The sequence below is a fragment of the Mesorhizobium sp. USDA 4775 genome (assembly GCF_054062655.1).
Genome location: NZ_JBSSFM010000001.1, coordinates 5,945,094 through 5,960,803, shown reverse-complemented (window position 1 = coordinate 5,960,803; position 15,710 = coordinate 5,945,094). Strand labels below are relative to the sequence as shown.

Annotated in this window: 12 protein-coding genes and 2 pseudogenes; 4 read left to right on the top strand and 10 right to left on the bottom strand. The window is 63.0% G+C overall.

From position 1 onward, the window contains the following. Window positions 1-22: 22 nt before the first annotated feature. Window positions 23-581: pseudogene (locus ACVILI_RS29340) on the top strand (sugar O-acetyltransferase). A gap of 18 nt (window positions 582-599) precedes the next feature. On the opposite strand, the gene ACVILI_RS29335 reads toward ACVILI_RS29340, so the two are convergent. Continuing rightward, the gene (locus ACVILI_RS29335) at window positions 600-1,586 is read right to left on the bottom strand and encodes a helix-turn-helix domain-containing protein (RefSeq protein ID WP_038649158.1); all 987 of its coding nucleotides are present in this window, start codon (window positions 1,584-1,586) and stop codon (window positions 600-602) included. Between the two features lie 125 nt (window positions 1,587-1,711). Here ACVILI_RS29335 and ACVILI_RS29330 point away from each other — a divergent pair, with 125 nt between their 5' ends. Then, window positions 1,712-2,356 (top strand): cysteine hydrolase family protein, encoded by a 645-nt coding sequence (locus ACVILI_RS29330; protein ID WP_019860717.1) that lies wholly within the window; start codon window positions 1,712-1,714, stop codon window positions 2,354-2,356. A gap of 69 nt (window positions 2,357-2,425) precedes the next feature. Here ACVILI_RS29330 and ACVILI_RS29325 read toward each other — a convergent pair. The 8 genes and pseudogenes from ACVILI_RS29325 to ACVILI_RS29290 form a co-directional block, all read right to left on the bottom strand. Beyond that, window positions 2,426-4,106 (bottom strand): annotated as a pseudogene (locus tag ACVILI_RS29325) (formate--tetrahydrofolate ligase). Between the two features lie 315 nt (window positions 4,107-4,421). Beyond that, a complete protein-coding gene (locus ACVILI_RS29320; RefSeq protein WP_019860715.1) occupies window positions 4,422-5,546 on the bottom strand; it encodes a DUF2333 family protein in 1,125 nt (374 codons plus the stop codon). A 105-nt stretch (window positions 5,547-5,651) separates the two neighbouring features. After that, window positions 5,652-6,959: a DUF6638 family protein gene (locus tag ACVILI_RS29315; protein ID WP_457102693.1), complete on the bottom strand. Its 1,308-nt coding sequence runs from the start codon at window positions 6,957-6,959 to the stop codon at window positions 5,652-5,654. A 45-nt stretch (window positions 6,960-7,004) separates the two neighbouring features. Beyond that, the gene (locus tag ACVILI_RS29310) at window positions 7,005-8,915 is read right to left on the bottom strand and encodes an AAA family ATPase (protein WP_038649152.1); all 1,911 of its coding nucleotides are present in this window, start codon (window positions 8,913-8,915) and stop codon (window positions 7,005-7,007) included. Window positions 8,916-8,939: 24 nt separating this feature from the next. Beyond that, window positions 8,940-10,010 (bottom strand): hypothetical protein, encoded by a 1,071-nt coding sequence (locus tag ACVILI_RS29305; protein WP_457102692.1) that lies wholly within the window; start codon window positions 10,008-10,010, stop codon window positions 8,940-8,942. A gap of 116 nt (window positions 10,011-10,126) precedes the next feature. Next, window positions 10,127-11,215, bottom strand: a complete 1,089-nt coding sequence (locus tag ACVILI_RS29300) for a hypothetical protein (protein WP_027047308.1) — start codon at window positions 11,213-11,215, stop codon at window positions 10,127-10,129. Window positions 11,216-11,524: 309 nt separating this feature from the next. Continuing rightward, the gene (locus ACVILI_RS29295) at window positions 11,525-11,914 is read right to left on the bottom strand and encodes a c-type cytochrome (RefSeq protein ID WP_038649146.1); all 390 of its coding nucleotides are present in this window, start codon (window positions 11,912-11,914) and stop codon (window positions 11,525-11,527) included. Window positions 11,915-12,025: 111 nt separating this feature from the next. Then, on the bottom strand, window positions 12,026-12,883 hold the full coding sequence (locus ACVILI_RS29290; RefSeq protein WP_457102691.1) for a LysR substrate-binding domain-containing protein: 858 nt from the start codon (window positions 12,881-12,883) through the stop codon (window positions 12,026-12,028). Window positions 12,884-12,991: 108 nt separating this feature from the next. Here ACVILI_RS29290 and ACVILI_RS29285 point away from each other — a divergent pair, with 108 nt between their 5' ends. Next, a complete protein-coding gene (locus ACVILI_RS29285; protein ID WP_240564789.1) occupies window positions 12,992-13,879 on the top strand; it encodes a DMT family transporter in 888 nt (295 codons plus the stop codon). 22 nt (window positions 13,880-13,901) lie between these two features. Here the strand turns inward: ACVILI_RS29285 and ACVILI_RS29280 are convergent, their stop codons facing one another. Continuing rightward, a complete protein-coding gene (locus ACVILI_RS29280) occupies window positions 13,902-14,513 on the bottom strand; it encodes a thymidine kinase (RefSeq protein ID WP_038649140.1) in 612 nt (203 codons plus the stop codon). 257 nt (window positions 14,514-14,770) lie between these two features. Between ACVILI_RS29280 and ACVILI_RS29275 the strand changes: the two genes are divergently transcribed. Further along, on the top strand, window positions 14,771-15,706 hold the full coding sequence (locus ACVILI_RS29275; RefSeq protein WP_020629012.1) for a choline ABC transporter substrate-binding protein: 936 nt from the start codon (window positions 14,771-14,773) through the stop codon (window positions 15,704-15,706). The last annotated feature ends 4 nt before the right edge of the window (window positions 15,707-15,710 follow it).

Below are 15,710 nucleotides of genomic sequence, written 5' to 3'. Positions count from 1 at the left end.
GAACGTCAATCGGAGACCCGCCATGGCTGGAAGCGAGCGCGCGAAGATGGCGGCGCGGCGAATGGTACACTTGCCTGGATGACGAGCTGGAGGCGCTGCGTGCCCTCGCGCGCGACGCGGTGTTCGAGCACAATTGCCTGCCGCCAAGGCAGCGCGGAAATCTCGGGCCGGGCCTCAAGGCATTGCTCGGCGGCGTGGGCGAGGGCGCCCGCATCGAGGCGCCGTTCCACTGCGCCTACGGCTTCAACATTCTTCTCGGCGATGGCGTCTTCCTCAACGCCGGCTGCACCATCCTCGACACGGCAGCCGTGCGCATCGGCAAGGGAACGCTGCTTGGCCCCAATGTGCAGATCTATTGCGCCGAGCATCACAAGGAGGCCGCGGGCCGGCAGGCGGGGCTGGAGATCGCCAGGCCGGTCGAGATCGGCGCCCGTGCCTGGATCGGCGGCAGCGCCATCATCCTTGGCGGCGTCAGCATCGGCGAGGGCGCCATAGTCGGCGCCGGCGCTGTGGTGACGCGCGATGTGCCTGCAAACGAGACGGTGGTCGGCAATCCGGCGCGACCGGTCAAGCGCGGTTGACGATCTGGCGCAAAGCGGTCAGGCCTGCGCCACCCGTTCGTCCCAATCTACCCGCCGGGAGAATTCGCGCCGATATTGCGCCGGCGATGTCCGGAGCCGCGCGGCGAAATGCTGGCGCAGCGAGGTGGCGCTGCCGAAGCCGGCCTCGAAGGCGACGATGTCCATCGATTTTTCCGTCGCTTCCAGCAGGCGTTGCGCCAGTTCGATGCGCTGGCTGGTCAGCCAGTCGCCAAAACTGGTGCCGATCGATTTCTGGAAGCGGCGGGTAAAGGTGCGCCGTGTCAGACCGGCGGCCTCGGCGACGCTGTCCAGGCTGTGCGCCTCGCTGAGTGTCGTCCGGACCGCGTCCAGCGCCTGGGTGAAGCGGTCGGCATCCGCGCTCTTTGCCACGGGGCGTTCGATGAACTGCGCCTGCCCGCCCTGCCTGTGCGGTGAGAGCACGACGTGTCGCGCGAGCCGCAGTGCCGCTTCGGCGCCATAACGGGCGCGCACGATATGCAGGCAGCAGTCCAGCCCGGCGGCGACGCCGGCGGAGGTGACGATGTCGCCATCATCGACATAAAGCACGTCGGCATCGACCGAAATGTCGGGATGCAGGACACGCAGCTGGTCCGTATAGGCCCAATGCGTGGTCGCCTTCCGTCCCGAAAGCAGGCCGGCGGCGGCAATGGCAAAGGTGCCGAGGCACAGGCCGACAATCAGCGCCCCGCGCCGGTGCGCGCGGCCGAGCGCTTCGTTGAGCGGCCTGGCAAGGGGGGCTTCGAGATCCTTCCAGCTCGGGATGATGACGATGTCGGCATCGTCGAGCGCGGACAGCCCATGCGGGACAAGGATGCTCAGCCCGGCGTCGGTCCGGATCATGCCTTGCTCGACCCCGCAGACACGGAAGTCGAAGCGCGGCAGGCCGAGCCTCGTGCGATCGGCGCCGAACACCAGGCAAGGCACGGAGAGATGAAACGGGCTGATGCCATCGAAGGCGAGGGCGGCAATGATCGGGGCGGTCATGGGCGTTTCCGGTTCGGAAGCTGTATTGTCCCAATTCTTTCGAATGATGTCAATCGGGCCACTTTTGGCTGCTCATCGAATGGCTTATTTTCGGCCCATCGCATTCAAGCCGGAAGGAAAACACCATGTCTGCCCCCGCCAACACCACACCGCGCCGCGCGCTCATCGTCATCGACGTCCAGAACGACTATGACGGCGGCAATCTGGCCATCCAGCATCCGCCGTTCCGCGACAGCGTCGTCAATGTGGCACGTGCCATGGACGCTGCGACGGCCGCCGGCATCAAGGTCGTGGTCGTCAAGCAGATGGCGCCCGAGACCTCCCCGATCTTCGCCAAGGGCAGTCACGGCGGTGAATTGCATCCCGAAATCGCCAGGCGCGGCCGCGACCACTATGTAGAGAAGATGCTGCCCTCGGCCTTCACCGGCACCGACCTCGAGGCGTGGCTGCGCGCCAACGCCATCGATACGCTCACGGTGGTCGGCTACATGACGCATAATTGCGACCTGTCGACCATTATCCATGCCGTGCATATGGGCTTTGCCGTCGAGTTCCTGTCCGACGCGACCGGCTCGGTGCCCTATGCCAACAGCGCCGGCTATGCCTCGGCCGAGGAGATCCACCGCGTGGTCACGATCATCCTGCAGTCGCGCTTCGCCGCGGTGCTGAAGACCGCCGAATGGACGGAATGCCTGAAGACCGGCGCCTTGCCGGAGCGCGACACGATCTACGCCTCCAACCAGCGGGCGCTGGCGCGCAACGCGGCTTAGGCCGTTCTGCAAACAGAAAGGGCGCCGCATCGCTGCGGCGCCCTTTGGCATTTGCGATTTTGAAGGGGTCTAGAACAGGCCTTCGATCTGGCCCATCTCGTTGAGGAAGATCTTTTCCGAGGACGGCGCCTTGGGCAGGCCGGGCATGGTCATGACCTCGCCGCAGATGATGACGACGAAGCCGGCGCCCGCCGAAAGCCTGACCTCGCGCACCGGCACGGTGTGGCCGGTCGGCGCGCCGCGCAGGTTCGGGTCGGTCGAGAAGGAGTACTGGGTCTTGGCCATGCAGACCGGGAGGTTGCCGTAGCCGGCCTGCTCCCAGGCGTGCAACTGGTCGCGCACCGACTTGTCGGCAATCGCTTCCGAGCCGCGATAGATGCGCTGGACGATGGTGTTGATCTTCTCGAACAGCGGCATGGCGTCGGGATAGAGCGGCGCGAATTGCGAGGCGCCGGATTCGGCCAGCGCCACCACCTTGTTGGCGAGCTCCTCGATGCCGGCCGAGCCCTTGGCCCAGTGCTTGCACAGGACAGCCTCTTCGCCCATCGAGGCGACATAGTCCTTCATCGCCTGGATTTCGGCGTCGGTGTCGGAATAGAAGTGGTTGATGGCAACCACCGCCGGCACGCCGAACTGCCTGATGTTTTCGATGTGGCGGCCGAGATTGGCGCAGCCCTTCTTCACCGCCTCGACGTTTTCCTTGCCGAGGTCTTCCTTCTTGACGCCGCCATTCATCTTCATGGCGCGCACGGTGGCGACGATGACGGCGGCCGCCGGCTTGAGGCCCGCCTTGCGGCACTTGATGTCGAAGAATTTCTCGGCACCGAGGTCGGCGCCGAAACCGGCTTCGGTGACGACATAGTCGGCGAGCTTCAGCGCCGTGGTGGTGGCAACGACCGAGTTGCAGCCATGCGCGATGTTGGCGAACGGGCCGCCATGGACGAAGGCCGGGTTGTTCTCCAGCGTCTGCACCAGGTTGGGCTGCATGGCGTCCTTCAGCAGCACGGCCATGGCGCCGTCGGCCTTGAGGTCACGGGCATAGACTGGCGACTTGTCGCGGCGGTAGGCGACGATGATGTCGCCGAGGCGCTTTTCCAGATCCTTCAGGTCGGTGGCAAGGCACAGGATGGCCATGACTTCCGAGGCGACGGTGATGTCGAAGCCGGCCTCGCGCGGGAAGCCGTTGGCGACGCCGCCGAGCGAGCAGATGATTTCGCGCAGCGCCCGATCGTTCATGTCCATGACGCGGCGCCACACCACGCGGCGTGTGTCGATGCCGAGCTCATTGCCCCAGTAGATGTGGTTGTCGATCAGGGCCGAAAGCAGATTGTGGGCGGTGGTGATGGCGTGGAAGTCGCCGGTGAAGTGGAGGTTCATGTCCTCCATCGGCACGACCTGTGCGTAGCCGCCGCCGGCAGCACCGCCCTTGACGCCGAAATTCGGGCCGAGCGAGGCCTCGCGGATGCAGACGATCGCCTTCTTGCCGATGCGGTTGAGGCCATCGCCGAGGCCGACGGTGGTGGTGGTCTTGCCTTCACCGGCAGGCGTCGGGTTGATGGCGGTGACCAGGATCAGCTTGCCGTCCTTGTTGCCCTTCACCGATCTGATGAACTCGGCCGAGATCTTGGCCTTGTCGTGGCCATAGGGCAGCAGATGTTCGGTCGGGATGCCGATCTTCTGGCCGATCTCCTGGATCTGCATTTTTCTTGGCGGCGCGCGCGATCTCGATGTCGGACTTCACTTCGGCCATGACGGCTTTCCTCTGGATTGAACGGTGGAGGGGACGGGGTTGATCTCTATCGCATGCAGGTTAAAACCGGGCGCGCGGGCATGTTCTAACCCTGTCGCTGCCGTGGCGTCAACTTCCATGCAACTATGTTTCCTATAGAGAAAATTCTTGTGCGGCCGGCCGACCTGTCCTCGGTTCTTTCTGGCTCCGCTTGCCGCGCCGTATAGAAGCCAGAGCGGCGGCGTTTCCGCCGTCTCAAAACAGCCGCACAATGCACGGAATGCGACAGAGGCGACGGCGCAAATTCGCCATCGCTGGAACCGCGACAACCGAACGCTACTGCGTCAGGACGTTGCTGATTTCGACCATGTTGGAGCGCACGCGCAGGATGTAGAAGCCCATCGTCGTCAGATGCGTCGGCAGCAGCCAGCCATCCTCGCGGCCATTGGCGATGATGAACGGCTGTATGCGCAGGGCCGAGACAAATTGCGCGTCCATCGTGTCCCACAGGCTCTGCAGGTGCTTTTCCTTGATGACGTCCTCGAAGTCGGCCTGCGCGCCCTTCATCAGGCCATAATAGGCATAGAGCTGGCCATAGGCGAACCAGTAGCGGTCGTCGGCGCGCGTATCGAACCAGCCATTGTTGTGGTTCTCGGCACGCTCCTTGAGGATGGCGGAGGTCGAGCCAATGTCCGATGCGATGCGGTCGATATATTGCTTCAGATTGTCGGCGCGGGCATCGAAAGTGGCCTGGCAGGTGGCGAGGCGGGCATTGAACGAGCGCAGCTTGCGCACGGCGTCGCGATAGTAGCTCGGGGTCGGCGTCTTCGGGCCGAACGGGCTTACGCCGAAATACCAGGTGTATTCGTCGAACTGCAGATTGCCGCGCGCATCCTGCAGATCGGCATCGATCTGCGAGGTCGTGCGCACGCGGCCGAGATTGTCGGCGAGTTCGGTCGCCGTGCGCCGCACCGCCTGGTTGATGCCGCGCTGGAACGACGCCTTGTTGTCCATCCACGGCGTGTTGTCCCAGTCGATGCCGAACAGGCCGAGCTTGTAGAGGATCATCGACGAGATCCAGGCATTCTGGTTGACGTTGAAGTCGGTCAGATCGGCCGCGATCTGGGCAATGCCGGAGTTGCCGCAGGTCTTGGCCGTGTCGGTGCCGGTGCCGGCGGCCACCTGCTCGCCGGCGGAAACATTGCGCTTCTCGAACGTGTAGGTGTCCGGATAGTTCGGGTTGAAATTGTTCCACCACTGGGTGGCATAGAAGAAGTTGGCGTAGAGGCCGATCAGCACCAACAGGGCCAGGCCGAGCACGGCCTTGAGGATCCAGCCACGCTGCGTGTACCAGCGGCCGGCCCATAGGAACGGCCACAGGATGGCGCCAATCAGAAGGCCAATGCCGCGGCCGATCCACTGGAAAATCCGGGTGAAGAAATTGACGATCGGATCGAGCATGGCTGTGTCACCCCCTCAAAGCATGATGCCAAAAAGTTGCAGACTTTTTGGATAACATCATGCGCCAAAACAACAAGTTAGAACGAAATGACAGCTCATTTCGTTCTAGTCAGTCAGGCCGTAGAGGCGTGTGCGAAACGCCACCTTGTCCTTCAAATATGTGGTTTTCAGAACGTCCACAACATGCGATCTCCAGGCGTCGCTGAAGCCGTCATAGTCCTTGTAGAAGCCCTGCTTGTTGAAGATGTAGCGCGAGACAAAGTCGCTCGGCACGAAATCCGAGATCAGCCGGTTGGTCAGCCAGGCGTCGGGATGGTCCGGCTTGGCGCGGACCACAAGGAAGCGCTGCTGCGGGAACACATCCTCGATCTTGAGATGGCCAAGCTGGGCGATTTCGCGCTTGGCGGCGTTGAGGAAAGGGAAATTGCCGTCCTTGGTGATCAGGTCGGCATGGCTCTGGATCCAAGTCTGTAGCCAGACCTTGTCGACATCGGTCAGGTTGCGGTTTGGCTCGGCGTCGCGGATCAGCGCGCGCACCACCATCTCAGCGCGGTGCTCGAGATAGCCGGACGCTTCGATCCAGGAGGCGCGCGGCAGTTCGATGCGGCCGGTGCTGGCCAGGAACTTGAAGACCTTGTCGGCGTCGTTGATCGAGAGATAGCTCACCTGCCACGGCCGCGAGCGGCGAAAGCCCGGGGCCGCCGGATCGCTGATCACCGTCGTCATGTCGGGATCGACGAACACGTAGAGCCCGCCGAAATGGCTGGTCCAGTAGGCATTGTGGCGGAAGATCACCTGGTCGGGCACCAGCGCGTTCTCGCGGATGTCGCCGCAGATTTTCGCCAGCTCCACCATGCGGGTCAGCATGGCGTTGTCGCGCCAGGCGTCGGGCTCCTGCCTCAGCCGGTCGACAAGCTTGCCGAGTTCAGCGGCCTTACCCAGCACGTCCTCGGCTGACAGCACCTTGAACTCAACCTGGTTGATCGACAGCAGGTCTTCGATGTCGTTGACCTTGGGAACGGAATCCTCGATCTCGCCGTAGATGACATCCTTGATCGTCAGCGCGTCGATGGCGCGCTGGTTCTTGGACATGAACTCGAACATCAGCTGCGAGGTGTTGGAGAAGGCCGTGTGCACCACCGGCAGGTCGATCTGCGACGGCGTCAGGATGATGAAACGGCGATTGACCTCGTTGGGGTCGAGATAGTCGGGGTCGCCGCATTCGTCGGCGATCTCGGGCGAGAAGCCGGTGCGGTCGATCTGGAAGCTCTTCAGCTTGGTGGGAGGCAGGCCGAAGGCGGCCAGCGCCTTGTTGTAACGCTGGATGAGATGCGGCTCGTCGACGGTGAGCAGCCGGCCGTAGATGAGCTCGTTGTCGCGCAAGAGGTCGGGTTTTTTGGCGGTGTGGCTCATCTTTCCTTCTCCCCGTTCGCGGGGAGAAGGAAAGGCCGGTGTGGCTCACGCATTCCAAAGCCCCTTCTTCTTCATCTCCTCCATCTCGCGCGCCGCCCGCTCGCGTAGCCGCGCGTCGCGCAGCAGCTTTTCCACGGCGGCGTCGTCGGACTTGTCGGAATAGCGGAACTCGGAATCGGCGTAGCGGTTGATCTCCTGCATGACCATGTCCATCGAGAACGGACCGCGCAGTTCCTCGATCATGGCTTTCTTCTCGTCATAGCTCTTGTGCATGAAGGCTTCCGGCTTCTCGAACCAGTCGTCGGGAAGCTCAATGTCCATGGCGCGCATCTTGATGGCGTCGGTAACGTTCTTGATGGCGCGGCCGGTGAAGCGCGGCTCGGCGTCCTTGATCAGGTGCAGGTAGGTGCCGATGTCGGCCAAGGTCTTGGGCGCGCCATTGTCCTTCATGTAGCGCTCGTAGACCTTCATCAGGCCGTCTTCCTGCGGCTTCTCATGCTCCTCATAGGCTTCGGTCACGGCGCGCTGGATTTCCTGCGCGGCGTAGAGCTCGTGCTTGCCCAGAGGGATTTCGTGGTTCTTGCCGGCGAGCAGCACGAAGATGTCGATATAGTCGTCGCGGGTCTGCGGGCCGTCGACCAGCCAGCGGGCGCCGGCGCGCTGGCGCAGCGCGTCGTCGACATTTTCGGGATAGTTGGAGAACATGCCGAACGAGCAGTTGCCGCGCACCACGGTTGAAGCGCCGGCGAAGGCATCCATCAGGACGCCGGTGATTTCCTGCTGGCCGGCAGAGGCGCGGTCGTCGGAGCGGCGCGCCGCCACCTGGTCGATATCGTCGATGGTGCCGAAGCCGATGACGCGCGGGTTGAGCACATTGTTGATGAACTGGCGGCAGTTCTGACCCGATTTGCCCTGATAGGACGAGATCTGGTCGACGCCGAAATTCTCGTAGGCGAAGGGATAGCCGGCGACCTGGCAGTAGCCGTTGACCAGGCCGGCGATCATCTGGATCAGCGTCGTCTTGCCGGTGCCGGGCGCACCGTCGCCGATGAAGGTGAACAGGAAGCCGCCGAGTTCGACGAACGGGTTCAGCTCGCGCTCGAAATCATAGGCCATCAGCATCTTGGCGAGCTTGACCGACTGGTATTTGGCGATGTGGTTGCCGACGACTTCTTCCGGCTTCTTGAAGGTCATTACCAGCGGCTTCGACCGCTTGCCGGGCGCGACGTCGAAGCCGTCGAGGGTGAAGTCGTCGGCATCGATGCGGATATGGGCGTTCTCGAACGGGCCGATGCCGTCGAAACGGCCTTTTCTGGCCAGCAGTCCGTCAATGGCGACGCGGGCGAAGGCGCGTGCCCTGGTCGCCAGGTCGGCATCGTCCTTCGAGCCCGCGATCGCCTTGTCGAGGCCCGCGAGGATCGACTTCACCGCATCCTGCGGCGTGTCGAAAAGGAAGTCGGGTTCGGGGATGTCGTTGGGCGCCTCGCCGTCGCTGTCGATCAGCTGGAACAGGTAGGATGCCAGGCTGAAGGCCGAGATGTAGGCCGACGCTGAGAGCAGCTTCTTGAAGGTCGACGCCTCGTCGCCCTCCAGCGGGGCGCGGGCGTTCTTCGCCTGCAGGCTTTCGAGGTCGGAGCCTTCGGCGAAGACATCCGATATGGCGAGCGCAATCGCCGTACCGCGCCGGGCACGAAACAGAAGCGTGTGCTGCGGGATGGTCAGCAGCTGGTCGTCGGGATGGACGGCGCCGACGGTCCTCGACAGCTCTACCTCGCGCGTGCGGCGCACCGAGCCGACCGAGACGGTGGAGACGAAGCGGCGGTTGGTGCCGGCCAGCGCCGTGCCGGATTCGCGCGACGGGTCCTCCAGCACGACGATGCGGGTGATGAAGCTCTGCGCGGTGGCGCGGTGCTTCTCGATCGCCGCTTCCGGGATGGTGGTCAGGCCGGTGTCCATGAAGGATGCTCCGTGGTGTTACGGTCAGACGTCTGAAATGACCTGTCCGTTCGACAGGATGTGGACCTTGTAGCCGCCAAAGATCTTCTGTGCTTCGCCGGCGGCGTAGAGCGCCTGGTAGGCCTCGTGCGGGATCAGTGCGTGGTTTTCGTAGCTCGACACGCCCTGGCGCGCGGCTTCCAGGTCGTCGGTGTTGATGAAGAATTCCTGCGTCGTCTTCTCGCTGGAAAACAGCCCCTTCCGGCCGGGCTTCTCGCCCTTGGAATAGACCTCCTGGATGGTCCAGGTCAGCAGCCAGGCGTTTTCCGGCTTGCGCACCTTGGCCAGCACTTCGGTCACCGTCGAATTGTTGTCGGTAATGCCCGCGGAATAGAACGGGCCAAGCACGACGCGGCGCAACTGCTTGGGGTGCAGCGGCTCGAAATCCTTGTCTAGGTTTACGGCAATCGTCGCCGGCGAAAGCGTGTAGGCGGAGTTCTTCTCGGTGAAATCGTCGAAACGGTGGGCGAGCTCGGGATTGAGCAGGCCGTCGACCGGCAGCGGGATGTCGACCTTGTCGTTGAGCTTGCCGTTCCGGTCGACGAGCTGGCGGACCATGTTCTCGGAGGAATCCTCCACCGTCACCATGTAGACCAGCGGCAAGTTGGCGCTGCCGTCGAAGGTCGCCCAATGGACGAGATAGTAGGGCAACGCCGTCTTCGGATTGACCGACACCTTGGCCGTCTGCGCCAGCGTGAACGGCCCGAAAGTCTGCTCGCTCTTGACGTCCTCGAGATAGAGACGCTCGGCCATCGACTTCTGCAGCGCCTCGGGGAACTCCTTGTGGCGCAGGATGAAGTCGGCCATCTCCTCGCGCAGCTCTCCGGCCAGCGGGATGTTGGCGAGCCGGCTGTCGGCCTGGCGGCGGTCGTTTTCCAGTTCGAGCAGGTTCTGGAACACCGGAAAACCGCTTTCGGCGCGCGAAATGCGGAACGTGTCCATGAAGCCCAGCCGGTTGCGCCAGCAGCCAAAGGACTTGTCGAGCCGGGCGATGTATTCGGCAACGATCTTTGCGACGATGCCGTGCCGGTAAAGCGGCGAGCGGTCGTCGCGCATGAACACTTCAAGGCCGCTGAGCGCGGCCGTGATTGCCGAGAAATACCCGCGCCGCCGCGTCGTTTTCGGGGGTCATTCTGTCAGCCCTGGGATTGTCGCACCGGTGCGCGCGGCAATTATGACTGCACGTAGTTGGCCGAATTGTGCTTCTTCAGCACCTCGTCGAAGCGCCGGGCAAAGGCATCGTCGGCGAGCTTCTTGCGGCGCTGGATATCGGCGCTGGCGACCATGTTCTTCTCGTGCATTTCGAGCAGGTCGCCAATGTGCTTCTGCGAAGCGGCGCCGATGCCGGCCATGGTTTCTTCCGCCGTGTTGTCGACCTGGCTGCCCAGCGTGTTGATCTTGTGGGCGACGTCCTGCTGCGCGGCGGTCTTCAGCGAATCTTCCAGCGCCTTGTAGAGCACGATGCGCTGCTCGGTATCGATGGTCAGCTTGTTGATCAGCGTCGACTGCGCGGCGATCTGGTTGTTGAGCGAATCGACGAAGGTCTGGAACATCGAGGTGTAGCGCTCGAGCGTCTGGCTTTCGGCCAGCAGTTCCTGCTCCTTGGCCTGCTTCTCGTTGTATTCGGTGGCGAGCTTGGAGCGTTCGCCCTCAAGTTGGGTGCGGTCCTTCTGGCTGGTCGAGGCGGCGATCTTGTTTTCGATGTCGAGCAGCATCGGGTTGAGTTCCTCGATGCGTTTCTGCACGGCTTCGAGGTTCGACATGGTGGTCTTGCGGCGCTCGATCACCTGCGACAGGCTGGTCTCGGAGGTCTTGTAGCGCTGGTCGAGGACCTCCTTCTGCGCCTTCAGGATGCCGACGATGGTGTCGGACTTGGCCAGAAGTTCCTGCAGATTGCCGGCCAGCGACATGTTGCGGACGCGGTCGGTGCGCATACGCTGCTTGCGCTGGCTGGAGAAGACACCGACGAAGTTTTCCCAGCCGGTGTAGTTCTTCATGCTCTCGAACTCGGCGCCGAAGACGTTGGTGGCGTCCTCGAGGCCGATGATCAGGTCGGCAATGTTGCCTTCCATCACCTTCTGCTGCTTCAGCACGTCCTCGATGCGGGCGTTCTCGATGTCGAAATTGGCGTCGCCGATCTTCTTGTCAGCGGTGGCAAGCGTGTCGAGCACGGTGCCGGACTGCTCGATCTTGGTGCGCATGTCCTGGACGACCTGCTTGGTCTTGGCAATTTCGGCGTCGAAATTCTGCAATGTCGCCATAGGGGCCTCCCGCTTCGGCTTCCGGTCGCTGATTGCGAACAGCGGCGAATATATGTGGGGCATCCGGGGATTGAAAGACGTGAAGACAAGGGTCGTGTGAAAACAAAAGAATCCGCCAAGGCCTTGAAAGACAATGCAGGTGTGGTCATGGCGTGATTAGCCGGTCAGTCGGGACTAGTTCAGCTGTCATTGAACTTTCATGCCGGCAAGACAGTCAGCCCCGGCCGACGCGGAAATGCTGAATTCGGCAGGGGATTGAACCGGTTGCAGGCAAACATATCAGTGCGGCCGCACCGCACCGACGCGCACTCAGGGCTTCGGATCGGCCTTCAGATAGGCGATGACATTGGCGACGTCGTCATCATTCGTCAGACCACCAAAAGCCATTTTGTTGCCGGGAACTTTGAGCTTAGGGGCCTTGAGATACTCGGTGAGATTTGCCTCGTCCCAGACGAGACCGGCAGCGCCCGCACTCTTCATGGCTTCGGAATAATGGCCAAGGAAGCTTTCCGCGGTGCCCGCGGTGCGGCCGACGACACCCTTGAGATGCGGGCCAACCTTGTCGCGGTCGGTGGCCGCCTCATGGCAGGCCATGCAGCGGTTGAAGACGTGCTTGCCCTGCACCGGGTCGCCCCCGGCATGGGCGGCAATGGAGGTGGCAATGAGAAGAAGGCTGGCTGAGGAAACGGCTCGAAGCATGGCTGACCCCGGAGAGCTCTGGCTGACGGCCTTATAGGACCGAGGCCTTAACAAACGCTGCACCGCGGCGAGTGGGCCGGTCGCACCCAATCCCGTGCGGAGACGATGATCTCAGGCTTGCTGTGCGAGGTCGCGGGGCAGGAAATCATGCAGCCGATCGACCGCCGGCGTGCTCGACAGCGGGTTGCGCAGGATGCCGATTTCGAGATCCGGCAGCACGGGAAGCCCTTCATTGCCGCCGATGATGCGCAGCGATGGGGGTACGCTGCGCTGCGCCAGGCCGGCGACGGCGAGCCCGGCCTGCACTACCGCGATCAGGCCAAGCAGGGAGGCGCTGGAATAGGTGCAACGGTAAGACCGGTCAGCTTCGCCAAGCGCCTGCAGGACATTCATCCTGGCGGCACAGCCAGGCTCGAACAGGGCGACAGGCAAGGGATCGGTCTGCCAGGCGACATGGTTCGGCGAGGCGACCCAGACGAAACGCTCAAGCCGGATGACGTCGAGCGGCTGGTCCGGCAAGCGAGTGACGATCGCCAGGTCGAGCCGTCCTTCCGCCAGGGTTTTCACCAGCGCGGTCGACTGTTCGCAGATCAGTTCCACCGTCACCAGCGGGTGATCCTCGGCAAAACGCGATAGGACAGGTGGCAGAAGGAAGGCAGCGTAATCGTCCGGCACGCCAAGACGCACGCTGCCCGTCTCCTTCGGCCGCGTGACGCTCGCCCAGGCCTCATCCGACAGCTTCAGCAGCCGGCGCGCATAGATGAGAAAATCCTCGCCGATGGCGTTGGGGGTAACCGTTCTCGGTCCGCGCACCAGAAGCTGGTTGCCCACCATCTCCTCCAGCCGCTGCATCTGCATGCTGACCGCCGACTGGCTGCGGCCGACCCGGGGCGCCGCATTGGACAGGCTGCCGCTCTCGACGACGGCGACGAAGGTTTTCAGGAGGTTGAGGTCAAGCGGAGCGGCCATGGTGCTATCAGCATATCGAATAGCTTGATCCAAATCTATTCGCTTGTTTGAAAGCTATACTGGTGGCCAGATGGGTTTCGCCCGTCTGAGGGATTTTCGATGAGGGACATGCCAACTTCCCGTTTTCCGGCCGCGAGCCTGGCCTTGGCGATGACGATAGCCGGCACGGTTGGCGCCTTTGTCACGGAAGCGGGGCTTCATCCCGTGACAATCGTGTTCTGGCGCTGCGTGTTCGGCGCCATGTTCCTCGGCGCATGGTGCCTGCTGCGGGGCTATCTGCCGGACAGGACGCTGTCGCCGTCCCGCCTCGCGCTGGCTGCACTTGCCGGCGCCTGCATGGTGCTGAGCTGGACGGCCTTCTTCGCCGGCTTCGCCATGACGTCGATCGCCACGACGACGATCGTCTATCACGTGCAGCCGTTCTTCGTGGTCATCATCGGGGTGGTCTTCCTCAAGGAGCGTATCTCGCTCGACCAGATGCTGTGGATGCTTGGCGCGTTCCTTGGCGTCGTGCTGGCCAGCGGGCTGGTGGTTTCGCATGCGCAGGCCAGCACGGCATGGGCGCTGGGCATTGCGCTGACGCTGGTCGCCGCGCTGCTCTATGCGGTGGCGACGATCCTCGCCAAGGGCCTGGGCCGGCAGCGCGCGGAGGTCACCGTGCTTTGCCAGACCATCGTCGGGATCGTCATGCTCGCGCCCTTCGCCGATATCGGCCAGCATGTTCCCGTGCATGCATGGGGCTGGCTGGCCAGCATCGGCGTGCTGCACACCGGCATTGCCTATGTGCTGATGAACTCGGCCTTTCCGCGCCTGACGACGCCGGTGATCGGCATCATCACCTTCATCTATCCGGTCGTTGCCATCATCATCGACTGGGCGATCTACGGGCATCCGCTTGGGCCGGCGCAGGCCGCCGGCATGGCGCTGATCGCCGTGGCGACACTCGGTGTCCGGCTGGGCTGGCGGTTTCCGCTGAGGCGCGTCTCTGCGGCCTGACGCGTGTCGCAGGGATGCAGGGTCAGGATTTCATGAAGCCGATGAAATCGTCGGGCGCGGCGCGGCCCATTTCTTCTTCCCAGTGACGGCGGCAGAGCGAGACATAGACATCCTTGCCGATCGCCACCTGTTCGCCCCGGTGGGCCACCTTGCCGTCCGGGCCGAGGCGCACGACCATCGTGGCCTTGCGGCCGCAGCGGCAAATGGTGCGCACCTCGCGCAGATCATCGGCGATCGCCAGCAGTGCGCGCGAGCCGGAAAACAGCTTGCCCTGGAAATCGGTGCGCAGGCCGTAGCACATGACCGGGATGTTCAGCCGGTCGGCGATGCGGGCCAATTGCCAGACCTGCTCTTCCTCGAGGAACTGCGCCTCGTCGACGAAGACGCAGTGCACGGTCGTATGGTCGTGATGTTCGGCGACGCGGGCGAACAGGTCGTCGCCGTCGCGGAACATCTCGGCCTCCGTCTCCAGCCCGATGCGCGACGAGATCAGGCCGCTGTCGCCCTTGCGGTAATGGCCTGCGACGAACAGCATCGTCGTCATGCCGCGTTCGCGATAATTATACGAGGCCTGCAAGAGCATCGTCGTCTTGCCGGCATTCATCGTCGCGTAGTTGAAGTAGAGCTTGGCCATGCCGCTCTTTTAAGCCGACTTGGCCCAAAGCGGGGAGGGGCCGCTGGCGCATTCCCCTGAAAAAGCCGGCTCGCCGCTGAAAAAGATAAGCGGCGTGACAAAAGCGTCAGCCGTGTCGCTGATTGGCCAGTCCGCGCCGTTGATCGTGATTGCCTTAACGCTTGAAACTACACCAGAATGGTGTTTGGCTGACGAAACAAGGCGGGCAGAGAAACCGTTTCCACGCTTCGCCAAAGAATCACAATGGGAGACTGTCTATGTCGCGTATGAATTCCTTCGTCGCCGGCCTCGGCCTGGCGGCTTTGTTGTCCACGAGCGCCGCCTTCGCCGGTGACGCCGAAAGCTGCAAGACCGTGCGTCTTTCCGATGTCGGCTGGACCGACATTCAGGCGACCACCGGTCTCGCTTCGGTGCTGCTCACCGCGCTCGGCTACGAGCCGAAGGTGATCCAGCTGTCGGTGCCGGTGACCATGGCTTCCCTGAAGAACAAGGACCTTGACGTCTTCCTCGGCAACTGGATGCCGTCGATGACCAACGACATCAAGGATTACACCGCCGATGGCTCGGTCGAGACCATCAGCACGAACCTGACCGGCGCCGGCTACGGCATCGTCGTGCCGACCTATGTCGCGGACGCCGGCGTCAAGTCGCTGACCGACCTTGGCAAGTTCAAGGACAAGTTCAACGGCAAGATCTACGGTATCGAAGCCGGCAATGACGGCAACCGCATCATCCTCGACATGATCAAGAACCCGAAGGACAATCTCGAGGGCTTCGAGCTGGTCGAATCCTCGGAGGCCGGCATGCTGACGCAGGCCGAGCAGTCGATGAAGAACAATGAGTGGATCGCCTTCCTCGGCTGGACGCCGCATCCGGTGATGGGCGCCATGAAGATCACCTATCTCGACGGCATGGGCGATAGCGGTTTCGGCGCGGCCACCGTGTTCACCAATGTGCGCAAGGGCTACACCACCGAGTGCCCGAATGCGGGCAAGTTCATCGCCAACCTGAAGTTCAATCTGGACATGGAAGGCCAGATGATGGACGCGATCCTCAAGGGCGGTGACGCCCAGACGGTCGCCACCGACTGGCTGAAGAAGAACCCGGACGCGGTCAAGCCATGGATCGCCGGCGTGACCACCTTCGACGGCGGTGACGCCGCGGCGGCGGTCAAGACAGCGCTCGGAAGCTGAGCCG